29 protein-coding genes are annotated in these 21,791 nt (G+C 62.3%); 13 read left to right on the top strand and 16 right to left on the bottom strand.

Annotation, left to right across the window (positions count from 1 at the left end):
• The first annotated feature begins 34 nt into the window (after window positions 1-34).
• From AV929_RS06910 to AV929_RS06900, 3 genes are read left to right on the top strand one after another with little or no spacing between them, the layout of a single operon-like run.
• Window positions 35-430, top strand: coding sequence for a hypothetical protein (locus AV929_RS06910; RefSeq protein WP_008310867.1), 396 nt, complete (start codon window positions 35-37; stop codon window positions 428-430).
• A 47-nt stretch (window positions 431-477) separates the two neighbouring features.
• Window positions 478-1,074, top strand: a complete 597-nt coding sequence (gene rnhA / locus AV929_RS06905; RefSeq protein WP_014039529.1) for a ribonuclease HI — start codon at window positions 478-480, stop codon at window positions 1,072-1,074.
• A complete protein-coding gene (locus AV929_RS06900; protein ID WP_064287837.1) occupies window positions 1,067-1,621 on the top strand; it encodes a hypothetical protein in 555 nt (184 codons plus the stop codon). The genes rnhA and AV929_RS06900 overlap by 8 nt, the downstream gene beginning before the upstream one ends.
• An 84-nt stretch (window positions 1,622-1,705) precedes the next feature.
• On the opposite strand, the gene AV929_RS06895 is transcribed toward AV929_RS06900, so the two are convergent.
• Entirely contained in the window at window positions 1,706-2,065 is a 360-nt protein-coding gene (locus AV929_RS06895; RefSeq protein ID WP_064287836.1) for a PadR family transcriptional regulator, read from the bottom strand.
• A gap of 297 nt (window positions 2,066-2,362) precedes the next feature.
• Between AV929_RS06895 and AV929_RS06890 the strand changes: the two genes are divergently transcribed.
• The 3 genes from AV929_RS06890 (at window position 2,363) to AV929_RS06885 (ending at window position 4,583) form a co-directional block, all read left to right on the top strand.
• Window positions 2,363-2,896, top strand: coding sequence for an inorganic diphosphatase (locus AV929_RS06890; protein ID WP_004593839.1), 534 nt, complete (start codon window positions 2,363-2,365; stop codon window positions 2,894-2,896).
• Between the two features lie 131 nt (window positions 2,897-3,027).
• Window positions 3,028-3,153 (top strand): hypothetical protein, encoded by a 126-nt coding sequence (locus tag AV929_RS22760; protein WP_004593838.1) that lies wholly within the window; start codon window positions 3,028-3,030, stop codon window positions 3,151-3,153.
• A gap of 86 nt (window positions 3,154-3,239) precedes the next feature.
• Window positions 3,240-4,583 (top strand): alkaline phosphatase family protein, encoded by a 1,344-nt coding sequence (locus AV929_RS06885; protein ID WP_014039532.1) that lies wholly within the window; start codon window positions 3,240-3,242, stop codon window positions 4,581-4,583.
• A 47-nt stretch (window positions 4,584-4,630) separates the two neighbouring features.
• Here AV929_RS06885 and AV929_RS06880 read toward each other — a convergent pair whose 3' ends face one another.
• Window positions 4,631-5,704 (bottom strand): tubulin/FtsZ family protein, encoded by a 1,074-nt coding sequence (locus tag AV929_RS06880; RefSeq protein WP_008310846.1) that lies wholly within the window; start codon window positions 5,702-5,704, stop codon window positions 4,631-4,633.
• A gap of 128 nt (window positions 5,705-5,832) precedes the next feature.
• On the bottom strand, window positions 5,833-6,108 hold the full coding sequence (locus tag AV929_RS06875; protein WP_014039534.1) for a helix-turn-helix domain-containing protein: 276 nt from the start codon (window positions 6,106-6,108) through the stop codon (window positions 5,833-5,835).
• A gap of 142 nt (window positions 6,109-6,250) precedes the next feature.
• On the opposite strand from AV929_RS06875, the gene AV929_RS06870 reads away from it, so the two are divergent.
• Window positions 6,251-6,781, top strand: coding sequence for a type II toxin-antitoxin system RatA family toxin (locus tag AV929_RS06870; protein WP_064287842.1), 531 nt, complete (start codon window positions 6,251-6,253; stop codon window positions 6,779-6,781).
• Between the two features lie 15 nt (window positions 6,782-6,796).
• Here the strand turns inward: AV929_RS06870 and AV929_RS06865 are convergent, their stop codons facing one another.
• Window positions 6,797-7,465, bottom strand: coding sequence for a halocyanin domain-containing protein (locus tag AV929_RS06865; protein ID WP_014039536.1), 669 nt, complete (start codon window positions 7,463-7,465; stop codon window positions 6,797-6,799).
• A gap of 127 nt (window positions 7,466-7,592) precedes the next feature.
• Here AV929_RS06865 and AV929_RS06860 point away from each other — a divergent pair, with 127 nt between their 5' ends.
• Window positions 7,593-8,342 carry a hypothetical protein gene (locus tag AV929_RS06860; protein WP_014039537.1) on the top strand — a complete coding sequence of 250 codons (750 nt, stop codon included), beginning with the start codon at window positions 7,593-7,595 and terminating at the stop codon, window positions 8,340-8,342.
• Between the two features lie 47 nt (window positions 8,343-8,389).
• The gene (locus AV929_RS06855) at window positions 8,390-8,572 is read left to right on the top strand and encodes a hypothetical protein (protein WP_014039538.1); all 183 of its coding nucleotides are present in this window, start codon (window positions 8,390-8,392) and stop codon (window positions 8,570-8,572) included.
• Window positions 8,573-8,601: 29 nt separating this feature from the next.
• Here AV929_RS06855 and AV929_RS06850 read toward each other — a convergent pair whose 3' ends face one another.
• Window positions 8,602-9,351, bottom strand: a complete 750-nt coding sequence (locus AV929_RS06850) for a hypothetical protein (protein WP_064287841.1) — start codon at window positions 9,349-9,351, stop codon at window positions 8,602-8,604.
• A gap of 78 nt (window positions 9,352-9,429) precedes the next feature.
• Here AV929_RS06850 and AV929_RS06845 point away from each other — a divergent pair, with 78 nt between their 5' ends.
• Entirely contained in the window at window positions 9,430-9,735 is a 306-nt protein-coding gene (locus AV929_RS06845) for a MazG-like family protein (RefSeq protein ID WP_050007456.1), read from the top strand.
• On the opposite strand, the gene dnaJ is transcribed toward AV929_RS06845, so the two are convergent.
• Window positions 9,736-10,890: a molecular chaperone DnaJ gene (dnaJ, locus tag AV929_RS06840; protein ID WP_050037554.1), complete on the bottom strand. Its 1,155-nt coding sequence runs from the start codon at window positions 10,888-10,890 to the stop codon at window positions 9,736-9,738. It lies immediately after the preceding gene.
• 246 nt (window positions 10,891-11,136) lie between these two features.
• On the opposite strand from dnaJ, the gene AV929_RS06835 reads away from it, so the two are divergent.
• Complete coding sequence (locus AV929_RS06835) at window positions 11,137-11,655, top strand: hypothetical protein (protein ID WP_014039542.1); 519 nt, start codon at window positions 11,137-11,139, stop codon at window positions 11,653-11,655.
• A gap of 86 nt (window positions 11,656-11,741) precedes the next feature.
• Here the strand turns inward: AV929_RS06835 and AV929_RS06830 are convergent, their stop codons facing one another.
• Window positions 11,742-12,050, bottom strand: a complete 309-nt coding sequence (locus AV929_RS06830) for a HalOD1 output domain-containing protein (RefSeq protein ID WP_014039543.1) — start codon at window positions 12,048-12,050, stop codon at window positions 11,742-11,744.
• A 622-nt stretch (window positions 12,051-12,672) separates the two neighbouring features.
• On the opposite strand from AV929_RS06830, the gene AV929_RS06825 reads away from it, so the two are divergent.
• Window positions 12,673-13,482: a TrmB family transcriptional regulator gene (locus AV929_RS06825; protein ID WP_064287835.1), complete on the top strand. Its 810-nt coding sequence runs from the start codon at window positions 12,673-12,675 to the stop codon at window positions 13,480-13,482.
• A 37-nt stretch (window positions 13,483-13,519) separates the two neighbouring features.
• Here the strand turns inward: AV929_RS06825 and AV929_RS06820 are convergent, their stop codons facing one another.
• The 9 genes from AV929_RS06820 to AV929_RS06780 all read right to left on the bottom strand — a co-directional run bounded on the left by AV929_RS06820 (window position 13,520) and on the right by AV929_RS06780 (window position 21,226).
• Window positions 13,520-13,837 carry a hypothetical protein gene (locus AV929_RS06820; RefSeq protein WP_050007978.1) on the bottom strand — a complete coding sequence of 106 codons (318 nt, stop codon included), beginning with the start codon at window positions 13,835-13,837 and terminating at the stop codon, window positions 13,520-13,522.
• A gap of 456 nt (window positions 13,838-14,293) precedes the next feature.
• Window positions 14,294-16,204 (bottom strand): molecular chaperone DnaK, encoded by a 1,911-nt coding sequence (dnaK, locus tag AV929_RS06815; protein WP_064287834.1) that lies wholly within the window; start codon window positions 16,202-16,204, stop codon window positions 14,294-14,296.
• Between the two features lie 165 nt (window positions 16,205-16,369).
• Window positions 16,370-17,056: a nucleotide exchange factor GrpE gene (locus AV929_RS06810; RefSeq protein ID WP_014039547.1), complete on the bottom strand. Its 687-nt coding sequence runs from the start codon at window positions 17,054-17,056 to the stop codon at window positions 16,370-16,372.
• A 75-nt stretch (window positions 17,057-17,131) separates the two neighbouring features.
• Window positions 17,132-17,323 (bottom strand): DUF1328 family protein, encoded by a 192-nt coding sequence (locus tag AV929_RS06805; RefSeq protein WP_014039548.1) that lies wholly within the window; start codon window positions 17,321-17,323, stop codon window positions 17,132-17,134.
• A gap of 44 nt (window positions 17,324-17,367) precedes the next feature.
• Window positions 17,368-17,988, bottom strand: a complete 621-nt coding sequence (locus AV929_RS06800) for a hypothetical protein (RefSeq protein WP_064287833.1) — start codon at window positions 17,986-17,988, stop codon at window positions 17,368-17,370.
• A gap of 90 nt (window positions 17,989-18,078) precedes the next feature.
• Window positions 18,079-18,969: an RNA-guided pseudouridylation complex pseudouridine synthase subunit Cbf5 gene (locus tag AV929_RS06795; RefSeq protein ID WP_064287832.1), complete on the bottom strand. Its 891-nt coding sequence runs from the start codon at window positions 18,967-18,969 to the stop codon at window positions 18,079-18,081.
• 4 nt (window positions 18,970-18,973) lie between these two features.
• Complete coding sequence (cmk, locus tag AV929_RS06790; protein WP_008310814.1) at window positions 18,974-19,552, bottom strand: (d)CMP kinase; 579 nt, start codon at window positions 19,550-19,552, stop codon at window positions 18,974-18,976.
• A gap of 45 nt (window positions 19,553-19,597) precedes the next feature.
• Window positions 19,598-20,488, bottom strand: coding sequence for a DUF106 domain-containing protein (locus tag AV929_RS06785; RefSeq protein WP_014039551.1), 891 nt, complete (start codon window positions 20,486-20,488; stop codon window positions 19,598-19,600).
• An 87-nt stretch (window positions 20,489-20,575) separates the two neighbouring features.
• Window positions 20,576-21,226 (bottom strand): adenylate kinase, encoded by a 651-nt coding sequence (locus AV929_RS06780; protein WP_050037558.1) that lies wholly within the window; start codon window positions 21,224-21,226, stop codon window positions 20,576-20,578.
• A gap of 104 nt (window positions 21,227-21,330) precedes the next feature.
• Between AV929_RS06780 and AV929_RS06775 the strand changes: the two genes are divergently transcribed.
• Window positions 21,331-21,783, top strand: a complete 453-nt coding sequence (locus AV929_RS06775; RefSeq protein WP_064287831.1) for a peroxiredoxin — start codon at window positions 21,331-21,333, stop codon at window positions 21,781-21,783.
• Window positions 21,784-21,791: the final 8 nt, after the last annotated feature.

Genomic DNA, 21,791 nt, shown 5'->3' with positions numbered 1-21,791 from the left:
GGGTTGGATTGAGTAACAACAGGTGATATAAATCATGGTAGATACAACGAAGTGGTTCCTCCTCGGCGCGACGCTGGTCAGCATGGTCGTCGTATTCGTCTCTGCCGTCATTCCCGTCGCGTACCAGCAGGCGCTGGTCAACCTTCTCGTCGGAGAACTCGCGGCCCTCACGCTCGCACACTCCACCTACCGCGTCTCGTCGGGGAAACAGGTAAGCCCCGTTGCAGCGGCGATAGCCATTCTGTCCGGGATTGTCCTGTTTCTCTCACCCATCCTCATCGAGCCTGTCGACCCAATCCTGTCGATAATGTTCGCCGCCGGAGCCGTTGTCACCGTCGGCGGGCTGGTCGGTGTTCTCGGTCGGGTACTCGGCGGTGAAGAGGGTCGACAGACCGGTGCCGAGCGAATCAGCAGAAACGCCGGAAACTGACGGGCCGACCACAACGTCTATACCGACGGGTCAGCCACCCTCGGACAATGCCGGTCATCGAATGCGATGAGACGACGGCCCGCGAGCGTCTGGCGGATGCGGGACTCGACATTGACGCGGGAAACACCGACCACGAGCGCTGGCGCGTCGAATACGGCGGCGCGACGGCGGTCGCCTACGACGGAAAAGTCGTCGTACAGGGTGAGGGGACTGCACGACTTGAGGCCCTGCTGCGCGGCACTGACGGCGGGCGCGTCCATGCATATTTTGATGGCGCATCGCGGGGAAACCCGGGACCGGCCTCAGTCGGCTACGTGCTGGTTGACGACAGCGGGATTGTCACGGAGGGTGGAGAAACGATAGGAACGGCGACAAACAACCAGGCGGAGTACAAGGCGCTCATCCGCGCGGTTGAAGTCGCACGCGATTACGGATTCGACGATGTCCATATCCGGGGTGACTCAGAGCTTATCGTCAAACAGGTTCGTGGCGAGTGGGATACGAACGACCCAGACCTGCGCGAAAGCCGTGTCCGCGTGCGCGAACTGCTGACCGACTTCGACGACTGGCAGATCGAGCATGTTCCGCGGGAAATAAACGACCGTGCAGACGAACTAGCTAACGACGCACTCGACGATGACTGACCTGCCGACAGATGTGACCGAACAGGCCGAACGGCTGACCAGACTCGCTCGCGAGGCGGTCGACGATGCCGAGGCCGACGCCTACAGGACCGAACGCGACGAAATCCTCGCCGAGTACGACTACACTGCCCGCATCAGGAACGACGAGACGGGTGACGTGCTCGTCTGCCATCCCGTCGAATGGGTCGATGACGGCGTCATCCGTCCGGAGCGGGTCGACGACATCGACCGTGGCGTCGAGATACGGCTTTCGGGTCCCGGCGACCCGGACGAGTGGGCGGAGATCGACGCTGCAAACCGAGCCGTCGTCGAAGCTGTGACCGAAACACACGGTGAGACACACGGCGCCAACGCGGAGCTGCTCGCCGATTTCATGGGTAACCACTACGCGAAACCCATCTCGGAGGCGACACCGGACGAAATTCAGGAGTTTCGGGACGACTACGTCCGACGGAACGCGTGGCCAACTGCGGAACAACAGTCGGTCCTCGACCAGTCGATCCGTCTCACTGTCGAAGAAGCCGGTGGCCGTGTCCCCGACGTGTAACCGTTCGGTATACCCGCCGGTAGTCAGCGTTTGGTTCGCATTAAGAATTGATTAACAGTAGTTCGCAGGTGCCCAGATGCGAGTCTACTGCTGTGCCGTGATCAGATCACGGAGTTCGTCGGCTCGTCCGTCGTCGGAGATGAACTTCCCGAACACCCATCCGAGCTGGTCGAGGACTGCGTCCTTGCCCGACTCAGTCAGGGAGTACTGGTTCGTTCGCTTGTCGAGCTCGCTCTTCTCGACGAGCCCCATCTCGACGAGGTCGTCGAGGTTCGGGTACAGGCGACCGTGGTTGACTTCGTCGTCGTAGTATTCTTCCAGTTCGCGCTTGATAGCGAGACCATACCGTGGCTCTTCAGCGAGTATTACCAGGATATTCTGCTGAAAAGCGGTAAGTTCTTTTGCGATGCCCGGACTGTCAGTAACTGTTTGTGCCTCTGACATAGTTAAGTAAATGTCAGCAAGCTATTTAACACTTGTTAACTCTGGCGCACAACGCCTGCTGTGGGGCATTAACCACCACACAACTAGCAGGTACAATAATATCGAGAAAATTATATTATATGGGTTCAGTTAAATTGAGTTTCCGATTAATCTGCTTTCAGATTGTCGTTTACAGGTAGTAAGTGTAATCTAAGAATATATCTATAGTTAGATATTATTGGGTTATATAGCGCATAATACCGAATAGCTGTGGCTATTACGAAAGGATTTTTTGACGGCGTCGCGCAGTCGCCGGTGATGACGAACCTCTGGGAAGACCTGGAAACTGGACCGAACCCGCCCGAAGAGATCTACGCTGTCGTCGAGTGCCTGAAAGGCGAGCGTAACAAGTACGAATACGAGAAGGACATCCCTGGTGTCGTCCTCGACCGTGTTCTCCACTCGAACGTTCACTACCCGTCTGACTACGGTTTCATCCCGCAGTCGTACTACGACGACGAGGACCCGTTCGACGTGTTAGTCCTCGTCGAAGACCAGACGTTCCCCGGCTGTGTCATCGAGGCCCGTCCCGTGGCCCTGATGAAGATGGACGACGACGGCGAGCAAGACGATAAGGTCATCGCAGTTCCGATCGAGGACCCGCGCTACGATCACATTGAGGACCTCGACGACATCCCGCAGCAGACCCTCGACGAGATCGACGAGTTCTTCTCGACCTACAAGAACCTCGAAGAAGGCAAAGAAGTCGAAACGCTGGGCTGGGAGGACAAAGAAGCCGCAAAGGACGCTATTGTCCACGCCCAGGAACTGTACGACGAAGAGTTCAACTGACGCTTCCGGGACCACATTTTTGCGGTTTTGTTCCACCGCCGCCGTATTTCCAGAAGTAATACCGGCAGGTGTCTCCGATTATGTATGAGCATGGGTAATTTTTTGTCCGTGTAACTACTATCGATATGTGTATGGCTACTGATGACACCGACGCGGCGCTGGACCACACGACTGTCGTTCCGCGAGTCGAGCGGCGGTCGACACCCGGAATCGCACATCTGACCGTGGTTCCGGAGAACGCGGACCAGTCGTCCTGAGCGTGGGCTGTATCGATGGTTTTGCCGCTTTCGGTGACGCGGCTCCGAAAAGAAGTTTCTTGTTCCTGACCTGACTAACGGGTCGTATGGGATTATTCGACCGATTGAAGGGAGACGACGCACCGCGTGTTGCCTTCTTCGGCATTGACGGCGTACCGTTCAGCCTCATCGACGAACACCCCGACGTGTTCCCGAACCTCACGGAGATGGCATCGGACGGAAGCGCCGGCCCCATTGACAGCATCGTCCCGCCCGAGTCTAGCGCCTGCTGGCCGGCTTTGACGACTGGCGTTAACCCCGGACAAACGGGTGTCTACGGCTTTCAGGACCGCGAGGTCGGGTCATACGACACCTACGTCCCGATGGGGCGTGACGTGCAGGCGACGCGCCTCTGGGACCGCGTCACCGACGATGGCCGCAATGCCACGGTTCTGAACGTGCCGGTTACCTTCCCGCCACAGCGGAACGTCCAGCGGATGGTGTCGGGCTTCCTCTCACCGGGCGTGGACAAGGCCGCCTACCCGGACGAACTCCGAGATCACCTTCAGGACAGCGACTACCGGATCGACGTCAACGCCAAACTCGGCCACGACGACGACAAGAGCGATTTCGTCGAGGACGCCCACAAGACGCTAGAAAAACGCTACGAAGCGTTCAAACACTACGTCGAGCAGGACGACTGGGACCTGTTTTTCGGGGTATTCATGACCACTGACCGGGTCAACCACTTCCTGTTCAAGGACTACGAGCGCGACGGCGAGAACCAGGAGGCGTTCTTCGAGTTCTACAAGCAGGTCGATGCCTATCTCGGTGACCTACGCGACCGACTCCCCGACGACGTGACGATGGTCGTCGCCTCGGACCACGGCTTCACCTCCCTCGACTACGAGGTTCACTTCAACGAGTGGCTCCAGCAGGAGGGGTGGCTCGACTATGCGACCGACGACCATTCCGAACTCGGCGACATCAGCGAGGACACGAAAGCCTACTCGCTCATCCCCGGCCGCTTCTACATTAATCTGGAGGGCCGCGAACCGAACGGCAGCGTTCCCGAATCCGAGTACGAGTCCGTCCGTGCGGACCTCAAGGAGAAACTCGAATCGCTGGAAGGCCCGGACGGCAAGAAGGTCGCCGACCGTGTCGTGACCAAGGAAGACGCCTTCCGCGGCGACCACGATGACATCGCACCGGATCTCACCGTCGTTCCGAACCACGGGTTCGACCTGAAGGCCGGATTCAAGGGCTCCGATGACGTCTTCGGTGTCGGGCCGCGAAACGGCATGCACAGCTTCGACAACGCGACGCTCCTGGTTGATGACCCGGACGTTCGCATCGAAGACGCCGACCTCTACGACATCGCGCCGACCGTTCTCGACCTGCTCGACCACGACTTCGACCGCGCGAAGTTCGACGGTAGCAGCCTCGCCTGAGGCTGCCGTCTCAGTCGAGTAATTCCGGTATCTGCGCCGAAAACAGTTTAGAACAGTCCGTCCAGTTTGTCGTTTGTGAACTCGTCCGGGTCGGTCGTCCCGCCCTGGGAGTCGGCCGCCTCGCGGGCGCGCTTCATGAACTCGTCGACCCGTTCGGACCGTTCGACGCCCGAAAGGACGATGAGCGACGCGATTTTGTCGGAGCCGAGCGGGAAGTCCCCGCCCCGGACCTCCATGCTCCCGGTCTGGTCTTCCACCCAGCGGCGCGCTCGTTCGACGCCCTTCCGCGAGAGGCGTTCGGGGTCGCCCGCGACGACGAGGAGGGCCGAGTCGGCCTTGACCGCGTTGGGCAGGCTCATGCTCGTGAGGAGGGCTTTCCGGGTGACGCTGGTGATGGTGTTGACGTTCTCGCCGGCGTCCTCGCTGGCCTCGGCGCTGGCGTAGCCGATGGAGGCGATGCCGCCGCCCCTGAGCGTGTTGATGATCTCCGAGGAGTCGACGACGCTCTCACCGACTCCCTCGACAGCCTCGCCGGAGGCAAACAGCAGGCCGACCCGCTGGGAGATAGCGTCGTTGACGCGTTCAAACCCGGCAGCGACGCTGTCGCCGCTGCCCCGCCAGGCGTCGTTGTCGACGAGGAGGAGGGAATCGGCCTCGCGGGCGGCGGTCTTGAGCGAGCGACCGGCGTTTGCCTGGTACAGACCGCCTTCGTCCCGGCCGGGGAGGATGCCGAGGACGTACACCGGCTTCTCGTAGATGCGCTTGAGTTCGCGGGCGAGCATCGGTGCGCCGCCAGAGCCAGTGCCACCGCCGAGTCCGGCGACGACGACGATGGCCTCGGCCTCGGTCGTGATGCGCCCGTCGAGTTCGTCGAGCACCTCGGTGGCGTTCTCCTGCATAATCTGGGCCCCGAGTTCGTTGTCACCGCCGACGCCGTGACCTTTCACGCGGTCCTGTCCGATGAGGGCCGTGTCGATATCGAGGTTCTGGAGGTCGGCTCGCGCCGTATTAACGGCGAGGGCCCCCCGGACAGCGTCGAACCCCATGTCGTAATCGAACTGGGCAAGCGACTGGGTTACTTTCCCGCCAGCCTGCCCGACACCAATCAGGACGACTTTCATACCAGATGTCTTGTGAGGCTGACTAATCAACGTTGTCCTCACACTGTCAACGGGCGACAAGGAGCGGTAAAACGGTTCTTGGCGCGGAATACAGGGTTCGATTACTCGACGTGAGTCGTGTCGGGTGGCTACTCGACCTGCAGCGTGTAGATCCGTTTTCGCGCGTCGGCGAAGGAAAACCGGGAGTCGATAACGCCGACATCTTCGAGGCGGGAGAGTGCGTACCGGACCGTCCGCGGTGGCAGCAGCGTCTCCTCGGCGAGTTGGCTCTGAGTCAGAGTCTCGTTGTACTCCAGGACTTTCGCGACGAGTTTCGCGCTCGGCGGGAGATCGCGGACGGCGTCCCACCCGCTGGTCTCGTGCTCGCTGTCGGTATCAGCGGACTGGATATCGGATGCACTCATGGTACTGTCACCATACCCAATACAGAGTGATAATATTTTCTGTTCGTAATTATGCTCTGTGGAAATGTTTCGGCAAAAAGCGCGGCCACGGCCGGGGTTCGATGCCCGAAAGTTTACCTTCAGTACATCCGGTGTCACAGACGTGGACGAAGTCGAGGTCAGCACGGTCGTGTACGTCCCACCCGAAGAGGTCTACGAGTTTCTGTTGGACTTTCCGGGCTACGCGCGATACTCGGAGTATCTCGATCGCGTGGTACAGGACGGCGACGGCTCGCCGGGGACGAACTACGACCTCGTGTTCTCGTGGTGGCAGCTCTCCTACACCGCTCGGTCGGCGGTGACTGACGTTTCACCGCCGACGCGCATCGACTGGCGGATCGTCAAGGACATCGACGCCGAAGGGTACTGGGCAGTCGAGCCTGACCCGGACGGCGTCCCGGCGGACGTGGAGACGGCGTCACGGGTGCGGTTTCACGTTGCGTTCGACCCCGGGTCGGCCTCGGACAATGCCGTCGACCTCCCCAGACTCGTTTCGATGGACTGGGTCATCGAGAAAGTCAAGCCGCTCATCCGCAAAGAGGCGACCAAAATCGTCGAACGTGTCGTCGAGGACCTCGAAGGGCAGGAACGGGACGTCGATCTGGAGATTCACGCCGGTCCGGATTCGGTGTAACGCGGCGACGGAGCGTTACTCGGGCGTCTCGTAGTCGCCGCCGTACCGGATGAAGAAGTACGCGAGTCCGAGCGTCGCGACCATCACGAACGAGGTTGCGACGCCGAGCGTTTTCGCGCTGTTTGGCACTTCCGGCGGGCCGGAGCTCCCACTACCACCACCGCCGCCGGAGGACTTCGCTGGGTAGTCCGTCCCGACGACGACGGCCCCCTTCATGCCGAGGCTCTCGTGTGGCACGCAGACGTAGGGGTAGATGCCGTCCTCCTCGAAGGTGTGCTCGTAGTTGACGCCGGCGCTTGAGACAGCGCTACCGGAGTCCAGCGGCCCGTCGCCGTCCGAGACGACGTTGTGGCCGCCGCCGTTACCTGTCCACTCGAACTGGACGGTCGCGCCGTTGTCGACGTGAATTGCGGGCGGGCCGAAGCCGAAGGCTCCGCCGTTGGCCTGCACGCCGACCTCCACCGTCGCTGTGTCCTGTCCGGTTGCGTCGACGGTCGACCCGTCGAAGTTCCCTACCTGGTCCAGGAAACCGCCGTAGTCCGGCTCGCCGCCGCCTCCACCGCCGTCGCCGCCCTCGGTGCCTTCCTGTGCGGTCGCGGTGCCTGCTGCGGCCGACGCAGCCGTGGCCCCTGCCGCCGTCCGCAGGAAGCCCCGACGGGACACGTCCGCTCTACCGTCTGTCATACCTGACCGTTTGTGACTCCCCGTCCTGAATATGTCGGTTTCGAATCGGGGCAGTACTCTTCACAGCATATCACAACTGCCACGGCTGCCGTGAAACATTTAACGCCGGTAGAACGAAACCACCGGTATGTCTACCGGAAGCCACGGGGTCGTCGGCGGGATCCGTATCGACCTCAATAGATTACACGAAACGTGGATGGAACTCGTGTATCCACGTCAGCGAAACGCTAACGACACCGTCCTCGGGACGTGGACGCCGGACTCCTCGGTTGGGTTGGCCCTCTATCGCCTCTGGTCTGCGCTCGGGGTCCCAGTCATCGCGCTGGTGTATCCGCTGGTACTGTGTGGCGTCGTCCTGCGCTACCAGACCCGTCGCATCGACGGCACGGCGACCCGCCTGGGCGTCGTCGGCGTCGTTCTACTCTCCGTCGTCGCCTGGGGTGGCCTGGCGGCTCTCGCGCGACTCGAACCGGGGAGTATCGACCTCGTGTCGGGTGGGTTCACCGCCGTGGTTGTCGCCGGCGGCGTTGCGACGCTATCGAGCGCGCTCGCGGTCACGTTCCGGCGGGTCGGCGGCCGTGGGACGACGGTCGCGCTGGCATATCCGTTCGCTATGACGGCCATTTTCCTGCCGCCGGTCGTCGCAGCGCTGTACTCGACGACCGTCGCCTCGGTCGTCATTCCAGCGAGCGACTCGCTGTCGCGGTGGTTCCTCTACGAGGTGCTGGCCTCCGTCGGCGTCGCTGAGTTCTTTATCGAGAACTTCGACCGGGAAGGTATCGCCTACGTCATCATCTGGCTCGGCATCTCTATCCCGCTGGGGTGGGTGCTCGGCCTACTGGTGACGCTTGCGGACTTCGTCCGCCCGACAGAGTAACCGCAAAGCCAACGTTTAGACGACCCGGGCTCCAATGATCGGCTGTTATGGAATTCGATACGACAAAGACTGCAATCGCCTTTCTCGTCCTTGTCGGGGTAATGGTGAGTGGCTCGTTCATGGGAATGCCTTCGAGTATCGCACTTCCCGTCAGTGTCGGGCAGATAGTCGTCTTCGCGCTAATTCTAGCGCTCGGCGTCAAACACGGCGAGTACCGCGCGACTCGCTAAACGGCCCCGTAGCGGACGATTAAAAGGAGCTACGACGGCGTCGTGTCGTCTGGCCGAACAACGGTTTCTTCCGGCGCATCCCCGTCAGCAACAGCGATATCCCCAGTCTCGTCGCCACCGAACACCACCGTCGCGCCGGCCCGCATCGGCGCAAGCAGTCCGGCGACGATTGCCCCCGCCGTCGTCATCGGTGCCCGGAGCGCGACAGTCGTCTCCGCGCCGATATCGTAGTCTGCGACGACACGACTGCTTTCGGCCATGAGATCGCCGTGCGTGTACGTTCTGTCGGCCGCCAACACGTCGTCCTCGGGCGCGACTTCGCCCGGCGGCTGGAGCGGGTTCTCGCTCCACAGCTCCCGCTCGAACTGGGCGATGGTGGGATCATCGACTGGGCCGCCGTATGCTAATCCCTTCGTCCCTGGCCCCTGCGTGTAGCGGTCGAGCCACGCCGCTGGTGCGATAAGCGCCGTCGCATCGACCGCATTCGGCGGGTCCATATCCACGACCGCGCCATCGAGCGCGGCCGCGAGGAAGGCAAGCAGCGCGTCCGGCCCGTCCCGAAGGTAGCCCGGCTGGTCCTCGTCAGTTGGCTCTTTCGGGCCGACGACGACGGCAACCCGCGTCCCGTGCCGGACGCCGTAGTGCCGCAGCAGATTTCCTCCTTTCCAGGCGTTCGTGGCGAAATCGGAGTAGCTGTACGGTGTCGACCGCTCCGGCGAGCGAAAGAGAACGCCGTCGCGGTCGCGGGCCTGCGCGACAAGGTCACCGAGTACCTGCATGTGTCGTCGTTCGGCCCCGCCGATGAAAAACAGCGCGGCCACAAAGCCGATATAAGTGGCCTCCTCCACGCTCTAGAAATGAAAAGACAACAACAAGTCGCCGACGTACTCAGATACAATGACTTCGACACACCGCCCGCCCACCGGCTGCTCGACGTGGTGGCTGAACTCGGTGACATCGCGGCCGAAGTCAACGAAACGACCGGCTACGGTACCGACTCGACGGCGCTGTCGATACGGGAGGAGGAACTCGGCGACGCCCTGTTCGCGCTGCTCGCGCTGTGTGAACAACTCGATGTCGATGCCGACGCCGCGCTCTCGGCGGCGCTTGCGAAGTACGAGGGTCAGTCCGGCTCAGACGGGACGCCGGCGAGCGGCGACTGACTACAGCGAGTTCTTCAGTTTCTCGAAGAAGCCTTCCTCGACGTCGACCTCCTCGCCACCGGCCTCCGCGAACTGTTCGAGGGCCTCCTTCTGTTCGGCGTTGAGGCTGTCGGGCGTGACGACCTGCACCTGTACGTAGAGGTCACCCTTGCCGCGTCGGCGGAGTCGCGGCATTCCTTTGCCCTCCAGTCGGAACACCTCGCCGCTCTGGGTCCCGCTGGGCACGTCGACTTCGACTTCGCCGTCCAGCGTCGGGACAGTGATGGTGTCGCCGAAGACGGCCTGCGGGAACGAGATGGCCTGCTGGTGTTGCAGGTCGTCGCCGTCGCGCTCGAAGTCCGGGTGGTCGCGCACGCTCACCTCGATGAGCAGGTCGCCGTTCGGGCCGCCGTTCTCGCCGGGCGCGCCCTCGCGCTCCATCCGGAGCGTCTGCCCGTTGGCGATGCCGGCCGGGATCTCGACTTCGAGGCTCGCGTCGTTCTGGACGACGCCGTTGCCCCGACAGGTCGAACACGTCTCGTCGTACAGCGTCCCCTCGCCGTCACACCGGCGGCAAGTCGTCCGCTGCTGCACCCGCCCCATCGGTGTCTGCTGGACCTGCGTCGTCTGGCCCTGCCCGTTACACTCCGGGCAGGTCTCCGAGTCGGCCCCCGGCGGATGCCCGGCCCCGTCACAGTCGTCGCAGGCTTCCGGCCGGGTGACGTTCAGCTGCTTTGTCGCGCCGTTGTACGCCTCTTCGAGGTCGATTTCCAGTCGCGTCTGGAGGTCCTGGCCCTGCCGCCGTCGGCTGCCGCCGCGCCCACCGCGGCCGCCGCCCCCGAAGAACTGGTCGAAGATATCCTGCATATCGAAGCCGCCAGCGCCGCCGCCAAAGGGGTCCCCGCCCATGCCGCCGCGGCCGCCGCCACCGCCAGCGCCGCCACGCTTCTCGGCCTGCTCGAAGCGCTCGTGGCCCATCTGGTCGTACATCTGGCGCTTCTCCTCGTCGGTAAGGACCTCCTTGGCTTTCTTGGCTTTCTTGAACTTCTCCTCGGCGTCGGGGTCGTCGCTCACGTCCGGGTGGTATTCCCGGGCTTTCTCTCGATAGGCCTCCTTGATCTCGTCTTCGGAGGCGTCCCGAGAGACACCCAGTATCTCGTAGAAATCCTGACTCATTCGTTGTACGAGGCTTAGACGATTGAGCTACTTCAAAAGAACGGGTTGCCGACTAGTAGTGTTTGACTGTACTGCTTACACACTGATCACACTGCTGTCGTGCGATCAGGTGTGCATTGCTGTTCAATGGCTACTATAGCTCTTTACCGTGGTCCAATTGAACGGGTCCTCGAACATTCAACTAACGACTCCAGCGTTCGGACCGTACCGGGGCGCTTATTTCCGTGCCGGGGGAGGATTCGGGCAATGAATCCTGAGTCGTCGCGTGGTCACCGGGGTCTCGTCACGGTCGAGCGAGTCGCAGTCTGGGGGCTCGCGGCGCTGGCCGTCGTCGGGCTGGCCGCACTCGTCGTCGGCCCCGGCGCGGACCTGCGGACGGCGTCCCCGTCGGTCACCATCGACGGCCAGTTCGACGCCGAGGCAGGGGCGGTCACGCTTACCCACGCTGGCGGGGACAGACTCACGGACACCAGCACGCACGCGCTGGCGCTCGTCGTCACTGATGCCGACCGGAACCGCTCGACCACGCTGACGTGGGCTGAGGCGGACCAGCTACCCGTCGAATCCGACGATACAATCGTTCTTGACGACCCGCGCGTGGACTCAGACGGTGACGGTAACTACCTTGACGGCGACGTCTCCGTCGGCTTCTTCCTCGACAGCGGCGATACGATTGCGGTTCGCTGGACCGGCCGCCCACTCGGTGCGCCGGGCGAGCGGACGACGACGCTCGACACAGTGACGCTCGGTAACGAGACTGGCTGACTGTTTGCACCTCACGGGCGGGTCCGTATAGCGTCTCCGGGAAGCGTCACCGGCCGCCATCGGTGGTGTGCCTGTCCTGCAAACGGTCACGAACGGACGGGCCCGGTGCGGACATACACGTCCCCGGCTCCGGTCACGGTCACTGCGTAGTCGTCCAGCTGAAACGAGAGCGAGACGGCTCTGTCCGGACCTGATGCATGGACAAATAGCTCGTCAAGCGCGTCCGGATCGAGCGTTTCGATGAGGGGCGATAGCTCTATGGCCTCTCGGTCAGCCGCGATCGCGACCGTTTGCATCACCGCGACTGACGGTGAGACAACGTCCCAGTCGAACTCCGCGTGGAGGGTGTCCGGGTCGTCAGATGTCCGGTCGGGCCGCCTGTCGGACCCACTCATTACTGGAAATATGTCTATCTATCATATTAATTCTACTGTCAATTCATCAGTTGGATATGTGATGTATAATACGGCTACCTAATACCCGAGTGAACACCGGTTACGTGTCCGCGAATGTACAGTACTGGTTACAGTTTATAACCGTAGGCTGATACAATAGCTATCTGATGAACTTGCTTTTCGGAGTGAACTGTTTCCATCGGGCGGTGAAGTTACGGGCAGCGAGATGACTGCTGAGTTCTATCTGACAGCGATCCGCTTCGGCCGAATCACGTTCCAGACACATCGCTCAAAGCCTGTCGGACCGACTTTTTGAAAGTAGCACGCAGCAGATGTGGTTGGGACACATAGATTGCTGCGTGCCAACTACTCATAGTCAGGACCCATGTATAACAGTTGTGTGATTAATTGAGTAAATATAACTGTCGCGTAGAAACAACGTCGACACACATCACCGATTACAACGGCTAGAGGCCCATTCAGTTACGATACACCGTGGATCGTTCGTCGACCACCGCTCACTGAGACGAGAGCCGACAGTGTTACAGTAACAACGTCTTTTACCTGTGGGCGTCATCTCTCTACACATCCTCGGCTTCCACCGAGATGAAGGTTGGGACACATGACATCTGATGCAACACACGAAGAAGCAGTAAGTTTACTCCAGGAGTTGGGCCTGAAAGAGTACGAGGCGAAATGTTTTGTCGGACTCTCTCGGATGTCCAGCGGTACAGCGAAGGGATTGAGCGAGGTAACGGAGGTTCCGAGAACGCGCGTCTACGACGCCGTTCGGATTCTCGAAGCGAAGGGGCTGGTCGAGGTCCAGCATTCGAGCCCCCAGCAGTTCCGGGCTGTCCCGCTCTCCGAGGCCACCGAAACGCTCCGCGATCAGTACGAAGAGCGCGTCGAACGCCTCCAGTCCGCGCTGCGCGAGATGGGAAGCATCGAGTCCGACGACGACGAGGCCGAGCTACAGGAGGTCTGGTCGCTTTCCGGGTCCGACGCTATCGAGAACCGTGCCGCGGCAATCATCGAGGAGACCACTGACGAAGTGGTCCTCGTCATCGGTTCCGACGCGGTCCTCACCGAGCCACTGATCGAGCAACTCAATTCCATCGACTCGGATATCGATCTTATCGTCGGTAGCGGGTCCGCATCGATACGGGACCGCGTGGAACGGGAGATCCCACGCGCCACCGCGTTCCTGTCGGAACTGGACTGGCTCCGCGGCGAGATAACCCCGCAGGAGGATGCTGCTGTCGGGCGGCTCCTGCTCGTCGACCGGTCAGCGATGCTCGTCAGATCAATCGACCCGCAGACCGGCAACGAACAAGCCATCTTCGCGACCGGACTCAGAAATGGACTCATCGTCATCGCGCGCCGCCTCCTCTCGCAGGGCGTCGTGGAAATGACGCCACTCGAACAGGATTAGCGAACAACGCAGTTCGGGATTTTGCGCTCCCTATCTCTCACTCGTCGTAGTTCTCGGAGAGGAACGCAAGGAGCGGCCGGACCTGCTCGTACTCCGGGCCGCGTGTTACCCAGTGGGTCTCCCGGTCCCATTCGATGAGCCCTATCTCCGCCAACTTCGGGAGATGCCGATGATAGAAGTCTGCCGGGATTGCTGGCTCGCCCACTGGTGTCCGACCGCCATCAAACTCCGAGACGGATGGCCGCCACCGCTCCGCGTCACGTAACGCGAATAGTATCTGACGGCGGTCCTCGTGTCGCACCGCGTCGAGTTGGGCGCTCAGACACTGTGGCTGGATTCGCTCCTGATTGCTCACTGCGCGGCTATACGCCCGTCTATCTGATATATATGCACTATTTTCATTATCTTATACTGTTTTGATTGTCAGGGTTACTTCCGTTAGGATAATCCTACTAATGCTCCGATTGCTTGGCTACAAGCATCGACAAGCGATGTGTCCACTTACTGCGATCATTGACCCAAAGTGATAGAACTCAGCTATGTACTGGATAGATTATCTTTCTGACCCAACTCACTCGCTTTACGAATTTGCTACTATTCCGCACACTCGCGGCCCCTGTCTCAGTACTTTCGTCCGATTAGAAAATACGCACTGATTGCCGTTGAACGTTCGTTAGGTTACGTCTAACGGGCTGATGAAAACGACTTATTCTTCGTCATCGTCTTCGAGACGTTCGCTCTGCTCACGTCTCGAAACACCGGAAGATATCGCTTCGCTCATCTTCCGAGCCGACGACTCGGCCCCGTCCTGTTAGTCCTCGTCCTCGTCGTCGACGTCTTCGAAGTCGGCGTCGACGTACTCCTCGCCCTGCTCGGCCGCGCCGCCCGCTGCGCCGCCCGGACCGGCAGCACCGCCGGGGCCGGCCCCGGCTGCGCCGCCCGGACCAGCGCCCGCTGCGCCGCCGGCAGCCTGCTGGGCCTGGTCCTGGTACATCTGCTTGCCGATCTCCTGCAGTTCCTCGCTCAGGGTTTCGGTGACCTCCTCGTAGTCCTCCTTCGTGGCGTCCTCGTCTTCGAGGACTTCCTCGACGTCCTCGATTTTCGCCTCGATGTCGGACTGGAGGTCCTCGTCGATCTCCTCCTCGTTCTCGTCGAGGAGCGTCTCGGCACGGCGGACCGAGGCCTCGGCCTCGTTGCGGGCCTCGATGCGCTCGCGGCGCTGCTCGTCTTCTTCGGCGTGCTGTTCGGCCTCCTGTTGCATCTCCTCGATCTGTTCGTCGGAGAGTCCGGCACCGCCCTCGATGGTGATGTCCTCCTTGTTGCCCGAGCCCTTGTCTTCGGCTTCGACGTTGACGATACCGTTCTCGTCGATGTTGAACGACACCTCGATCTGGGGCGTGCCCGCGGGGGCCGGCGGGATGCCGGAGAGCGCGAACGCGCCGAGCAGTTCGTTCTCCTCGGCGATCTCACGCTCGCCCTGGAAGACGCGGATCTGGACCTGCGTCTGGTTGTCTTGGGCGGTCGTGAAGATCTTCGATTCCTCGGTCGGGATGGTCGTGTTCTTGTCGATGAGCCGCTCGAACAGACCGCCCTTGACCTCGACACCCAGCGACAGCGGCGTCACGTCGAGCAGGACGATGTCGTCCACATCGCCCGAGAGGACGCCGGCCTGAATGGCCGCGCCCAGCGCGACGGCCTCGTCGGGGTTGACGTTCTTCTTCGGCTCCTGCCCAGTCATCTCTTCGACCTGGTCTTGCACCTGGGGCATCCGCGTCGAACCGCCGACGAGGATGACCTCGTCGATGTCGCTCTTGGTGTAGTCCGCGTCAGCAAGCGCCTGCTCCGTCGGCCCGACGGTGCGCTCGATGAGGTCCTCGGTAAGGGACTCGAACTTCGCGCGCGTGACCTTCTGTTCGAGGTCCAGCGGCCCGTCGTCCGTGGTCGCGATGAACGGGAGGTTGATGCGAGTTTCCTTGCGCGAGGAGAGTTCTATCTTGGCTTCCTCGGCGGCTTCGGTCAGCCGCTGGAGGGCCTGCCGGTCGTCGCGCAGGTCGATGCCGTGTTCAGCCTCGAACTCGTCTGCGAGGTAGTCGATGATGGCGTGGTCCCAGTCGTCGCCACCGAGGTCGTTGTCCCCGTTCGTGGCGACAACCTCGTAGACGCCCCCACCGAGATCGAGGATGGAGACGTCGAAGGTGCCGCCCCCGAGGTCGTACACGAGGACGGTCTGGTCGGACTCGTCGTCGAGGCCGTAGGCCATCGCGGCCGCGGTCGGCTCGTTGACGATGCGCTCGACCTCGAAGCCGGCGATCTCCCCGGCGTCCTTGGTCGCCTGGCGCTGTCGGTCGTTGAAGTACGCCGGGACGGTAATGACGGCCTTCTCGATCTCGTCGCCGAGGTACTCCTCGGCGTCGTGTTTGATCTTCTGCAAGATCATCGCCGAGACCTGCTCCGGCGTGTACTCCTCCCCGTCCAGTTCGACCGAGTAGTCGTCCTCGCCCATGTGGCGCTTGATCGACTGGATGGTCTCGTCGGGGTTCTTTACCGCCTGGTTCTTCGCCGGTTTCCCGACGAGTCGCTCGCCGTCGTCGAACGCGACGACAGAGGGTGTCGTCCGCTCGCCTTCGCCGTTGACAATGATTTCGGGGTCGCCACCTTCCATGACCGCGAACGCGCTGTTCGTGGTCCCAAGGTCGATACCCAGAATCTTGTTGCTCGCCATCTTACCCGCTCATAGCGGATTGCGCCGGTTAAAAGTTGCTAGATGTACTGACCGGAAAAACGGACAAAGGGGCCTCCTCCGGGCGGTTTTATACTCGGTGGCGTTCCCTGACCGGTGATTATTTAATGTACCGCAATACGACCGCTATACCATCGTGGTCGCCCGCTACTCCTCGCTCTCGCTGACGGTGACCTGTGCCTCGCGTAGCACTTTGTCGGCCATCTCGTAGCCCGGCCGGTGGACATCGGCGATGGCTCCGTCCGGCTGGTCGCTGTCGACGCGGGCGAGCACCTGATGCTGTGTCGGGTCGACGTCTCCGCCGGGCTCGGGGTCGATGACCTCGACGTTCTCGGCGTCGAGCACGTCGTCAAGCTGACGGAGCGTGGACTCGACCCCGCCTCTGATATCGGTGTCCTCGTCCTGTCCGAGCGCGCGCTCCAGATTGTCCCGAACGTCGAGCAGCCGCGTCACGAGGTCTTCGGTGGCGCGCTTCTGTTCCTGTTCGCGGCGCTTGTCCATCCGCTTTTTGTAGTTCTGGAACTCCGCTTGCTTGCGCTTGAGCTTCTCCTCTAGCTCCTCAATGTCGTCGTCCTGCTGTTCGACCTGCGATTCGAGACTGTCTACGCGTGTCCGCAGTGCGGAGAGTTCCCGAGCGACGTCTTCGGGGTCCGATTCGGCGACCCGGTCGACCAGATCGTCGTCGACGTCGAACTCGCCCAGGTCAACCTCGTCCGCGGTGACGTCCTCGGGGGCGTCTTCGAAATCCGCGTCGACGTTGCCGTCCGCTTGCGCCTCGCTCGCGGTCGACTCCTCCGTCGCGGCCGTGTCGTCGGCTGCGTCCTGCTCGGTCATACCCGATAGAAGTCGTCACATGGATAAAAGGATTCAGAAACGGTGTGGCGGTGACACTACCCACCGAAGCCGGCGTCACAGGAGGAAGCTAACGACCATCAGGACGAGGAACACGACGACGAGTATCTTCGCTATTCGCATGCTGAGCCCCGCCACGCCCCCCAGGCCGGCCAGCCCAGCAACGACGGCGAGGACGAGAAACAGCAGCGCCAGTTCGAGGAACCCGCCACCGGGCTGAAGCGGGACCGCAGTTAGTAGGTGCTTCATGCCGTTGTGTACCACCCCATCCTGATTTATTATAGATCCCCTAATCAGGGACCGATGGCGAACGCGCCGGGGTCGTACTGGAACCGCGCTCGATAGGCAGTCCACTCATCGAGTTCTTTCAAGCGGTATTTCGCGAAGGAGGGGTTCCGAACCAGTTCCAACTCTGCGAGCCGTTCCCGGACCGGGTCGAAAAGGGTCGCCCAGTCGAGTTCCCGGAGCGATTCGTCCGGGTTTGCCTCGCTCTCGGTGAAGGTTAGCCCGTCGTCTGTTCGCTCGATGGTCCCGTACTGGTACCGGCTCCAGACGGTGTACTCCTCAAACGGGACGGTTTCAGTGGGTGGCGGCGGTCGACGGTACTGCGCCTGGAACCGCTGGTGTAGTTCGTCGCCACCCCACAGCACTCCGCGGGTAAGGAGCTTGATCCGTCGGTTGGGGTCAACGCCGCTGTTGTAGACGATACGTGCGTGTTTGTATTCGCTGGACCGGAACTGTTCGGCGACGTCGTCGTCATGGTGGATCTCGATTTCGTACTGATACGGCAGTGGCGTCCGTATTGCGCGTTCGAGCACTGAGATCGTCTCCTCGCCCCGGCGCAGGTCATCGTACGGCCCCGTTCCACGCCACTGCGCCGGGTCGGCCTCGTCGGGATCGACCCATCGGTCCATACTAGTACTATGGGAGAGGCGTTCTTAGCTTTTCCCGCGGCTCATGAGTACCTGACCCGTAATTATCGACGTTGGTCCCGGAACGGCAACCTACACCAGCACGCGGTCGAGTTCGACAACGAGGCCGCTGTCGGCGTCCGGGTCGCCGACGAGCGTTCCCAGACAGACCGCAGCGCCGTCGGGCGTGACACAGACAACCTGCGAACCCGTCTCGGGCGTCGCGTCGCCGGCTTCGGCCGGCCCAGCTTCGATGACACCCGGCGCATACACCGGGGCACCGTCTTCGACTTCCCGAGCAGCACTCGGTGCAATCGTGACCCGCGGCAGGTGGACCAGCGCGCGCTCCGCCGGCTGGATTATCTCGCGCAGTTGCCCCTCGTCGCCGTCCTCGGCAAAGGCCAGCACGTCGACGAGGTCGTGCATCGTCGACAGCGACGCGTCGTCGAAGGTGCCGGTCGCCGTCCGGCGGAGGTCGCCCATGTGTGCGCCGGTCCCCGCCGCCAGCCCGATATCGTGACACAGTTTCCGAATGTAGGTGCCCGAAGCACACCGGACGCGCAGGAGCAGCCGACGCTCGCCCTGTTCGAGGATGTCCAGCGAGTGAATCCGCCGCGCGCGCAGTTGGCGCTTGACCGCGCTCTTCCGGGGCGGCTTCTGGTAGACCTCGGTCTCGAACTCGGCGACGATATCCGCGATGTCGGCGGGGGCCTGGTCGTGGAGTTCGAGCACCGTCACGTACTCCTTGACGGCGTCGTCGAACACCTGGGCCATCCGGGCGGCGTCGCCGAGCAACACGGGGAGACAGCCGGTCACCTTCGGATCGAGGGTCCCGCCGTGGGCGACCCGGTCCTGGCCGGTGGCGTCGCGGATCCAGGCCGCCACCTGGTGGGCCGACGGGCCCGGGGGCTTGTCGAGGTTGACGACGCCGAAAGAGCGAAGCGAATCGAGGTCCCGTTCGCCGGGCGGGGCACGGAGTGTCATCGGCTCAGAACTCGTACCGGATGTTCTCGACCGGTGCCTTCCCTTCGTCGCCGTCCGGGCTGTACGATTCGACGGCGTGCAGGGTCACGCTCAGGACTCCCTGTGGGTCCCAGCGAGCGGTGTTGACCGCCAGGTCGTAGATAGAGAGGTCGTCGAAATCGATGTCGTAGTAGTCGCTGTAGCGCTGGGCCTCGCTCTCGCCGCGCTCCCGGGTTTCGGTCTTTGCCTGCTCGAAGGGCTTGTTCTCCCGCGTCGCGATGCGGTCAGCGCGCACATCGAGCGGCGCGGTCAGCCACAGTTTCATGTCGGCGTACTCGCCCGCCATCCAGCCGGCGAGCCGGGACTCCAGCACGAGGTCGTCGCGCTCGGCGGCGATGTCACGCAGCCGACGGTCCAGGTCGCGGTCGATCTGGTCGTCCTCCTCGGCGGCTTTGTTCAGTTCGAGCGGTGTCATCCCGCGCTCTTCGGCCAGCGAGCGGAAAATATCGCCGCCGCTGACGTGCTCGTAGCTCAGGGCGTCGGCCAGGCTCTTGGCAAGTGTGCTCTTGCCGCTGCCGGCCGGGCCGGAGACGGTAATCAACATAGAGGTGTTCGGGGGGCCCCGATAGAAAGGGCTGTCTCTTCGCGCCTACCCGGTCGGCGTTGTCTCGACGTTGAGCGCCTTCCGGATGATCTGGGTGAACGACAGCGAACACAGGAAGTACCAGACAATCCACGCCTGGACTGGGCCGGCGACGCTGTTGCTCCACGCTTCGACCTCGCCGAAGATGGGGAGCGTAATCACCGGGCTCGCGTCGACGCCGGCTCCGAAGACGATCCAGTAGAGCCAGAGGAACAGCGGAATGTTGACCAGCATGATCCACACCATCGGGCGGAACTGCTGTTTGAACATCCCCATCTGGTCGGTCATCAGCTCCATCTGCTCCTCTTCCAGACGGTCAAGCGCCTCTTGGTCGTCGCGTTCCTTCGCGGCTTTGCGGCGCTCTTTCAGGTCCTCCATCTTCTCCTGATGGTCGCCCATCCCCGACATATCCATGAGGTTGTCCTGGAGAATCGTCGAGGTGGTGCCGGTGATGATCGCAAGCACCAGGATGACGACATAAAAGGGAAGCATATCGTTGAGCGGCCCGAGGACAATGTCGATGACCCCGCCTGCGATAACGTCACGGACCGAGGTCATCGAGTAGCCTGCAAACAGGCCGAGCGTCCCGAGGCCGGCGAGCTTGTCCCACTTCGACCAGCCGCTGTCGTCGTCATCGTCGCTGGGCTCGGCGTCGGACTCTTCAAGCGCCTCGCGGACGCCCTCGGGATCGTCGATGACGAACCCCTCGCCGTCGGCGTCGATGAGCAGGCCGGATTCGATGAGCCGGCCCCACTCGCCGCTCGTGAGGTCGTCGCTCACGTCGCTCCAGGTAACGGTCCCGTTCTCTTCGGCCGCAGCGAGTACCGTCGAGAGCGCATCAGTCATTGCCTCGCCGTCTTCGGCGAGTCGTTCTACCTTCGGCGCGGTACGTGCCATTGTGTGTGCTTGAGGTGCGACGGCATATCAACGTTTTACTCTGACTGTCTCGACGATATCGGCCTCGAACGGCGGTTCCGTCGCGTCTCAGGCCGTCTGTGCGTCGACGGCGTCCTGAATGTCGCTCCAGACCTCGTCGGGCGTCTGTTCGCCATCGACGGCGACGAAGCCGTCGTGGTCCCCGTAGTGGTCGATGACCGGTGCGGTGTTGTCGTCGAACACGTCCAGTCGGTTGCGGACGGACTCCTCGTTGTCGTCGTCGCGCTGGATGAGGTCGCCGCCACAGTCGTCACAGACACCGTCCTCTTCGGGCTGATTGAACTCGACGTGGTAGTTCGTTCCGCAGTCGTCACAGACCCGCCGGCCCGTGAGCCGGTCGACTAGCTCCTCTCGCGAGACATCGAGCGAGAGAATCACGTCGAGGTCGGTCATCCCTTCCAGCTCCTCGGCCTGTTCGAGGTTGCGCGGGTAGCCGTCGAGGACGAACCCGTCGGCCTGGGACAGCGCTTCGTCGACGATAGCGTTGACCACCGCGTCCGGCACGAGGTCGCCCGCTTCCATGTATTCGCGGGGCGTGTCGTACTCGGTGTCCATGTCGCTGATGTCCATGTCCTTGTTCGCCCGGAGCGCGTCACCGGTCGTGATGTGTTCGACGCCGTACTCTTCGGCGAGGTTGGCGCTCTGAGTTCCTTTACCGGCTCCCGGCGGCCCGAGAATCAGGATTCGCGGATTCGACATAGGCAGGGGTTCCCAGGGGTCAGTTAAATGGTTGTCCAAATCCTGCCGTCGGGTCGTGCTGCCGCCACCCAAAGGTGTGTCGGCCCCGCCGACCAACCGACGGTATGCTCGAACCCGGAGCGCCAGCGCCCGACGTCAGCGCCCAGAACCAGTTCGGCGAACCCGTCTCGCCCGACTTCGAGGAGCCGACGGTGGTGTACTTCTATCCCGAAGATTTCACCGGCGGCTGTACCATCGAAGCCCGCGACTTTCAGGAACACCTCCCGCAGTTCCGCGAGGGCGGTATCACCGTCTACGGCGTCTCGATGGACGACGTGGCGACCCACGATGAGTTCGCCGAGGAGGAAGGCCTGCTGTATGACCTGCTTGCCGACCCCGACGGGACCGTCGCCGAAGCGTTCGGCCTCGACACCAGCGGCGGCCGGACGGACCGCCGAACGTTCGTGCTCGCCGATGGCGAAATCAAGTCTGTCTACGACCCGGACCTCTCGGACCCCGACGGGCACGCCGAGGCAGTGCTCCGGGACGTTCGAAACGAGTTCGTCCAGGGCGGCTGACCTGCCTT

The sequence above is a fragment of the Haloarcula sp. K1 genome (genome assembly GCF_001647155.1).
GTDB lineage: Archaea > Halobacteriota > Halobacteria > Halobacteriales > Haloarculaceae > Haloarcula > Haloarcula hispanica.
Note: the sequence above shows the minus strand (reverse complement) of the source record. Positions and strands in the feature narration are given on the sequence as shown.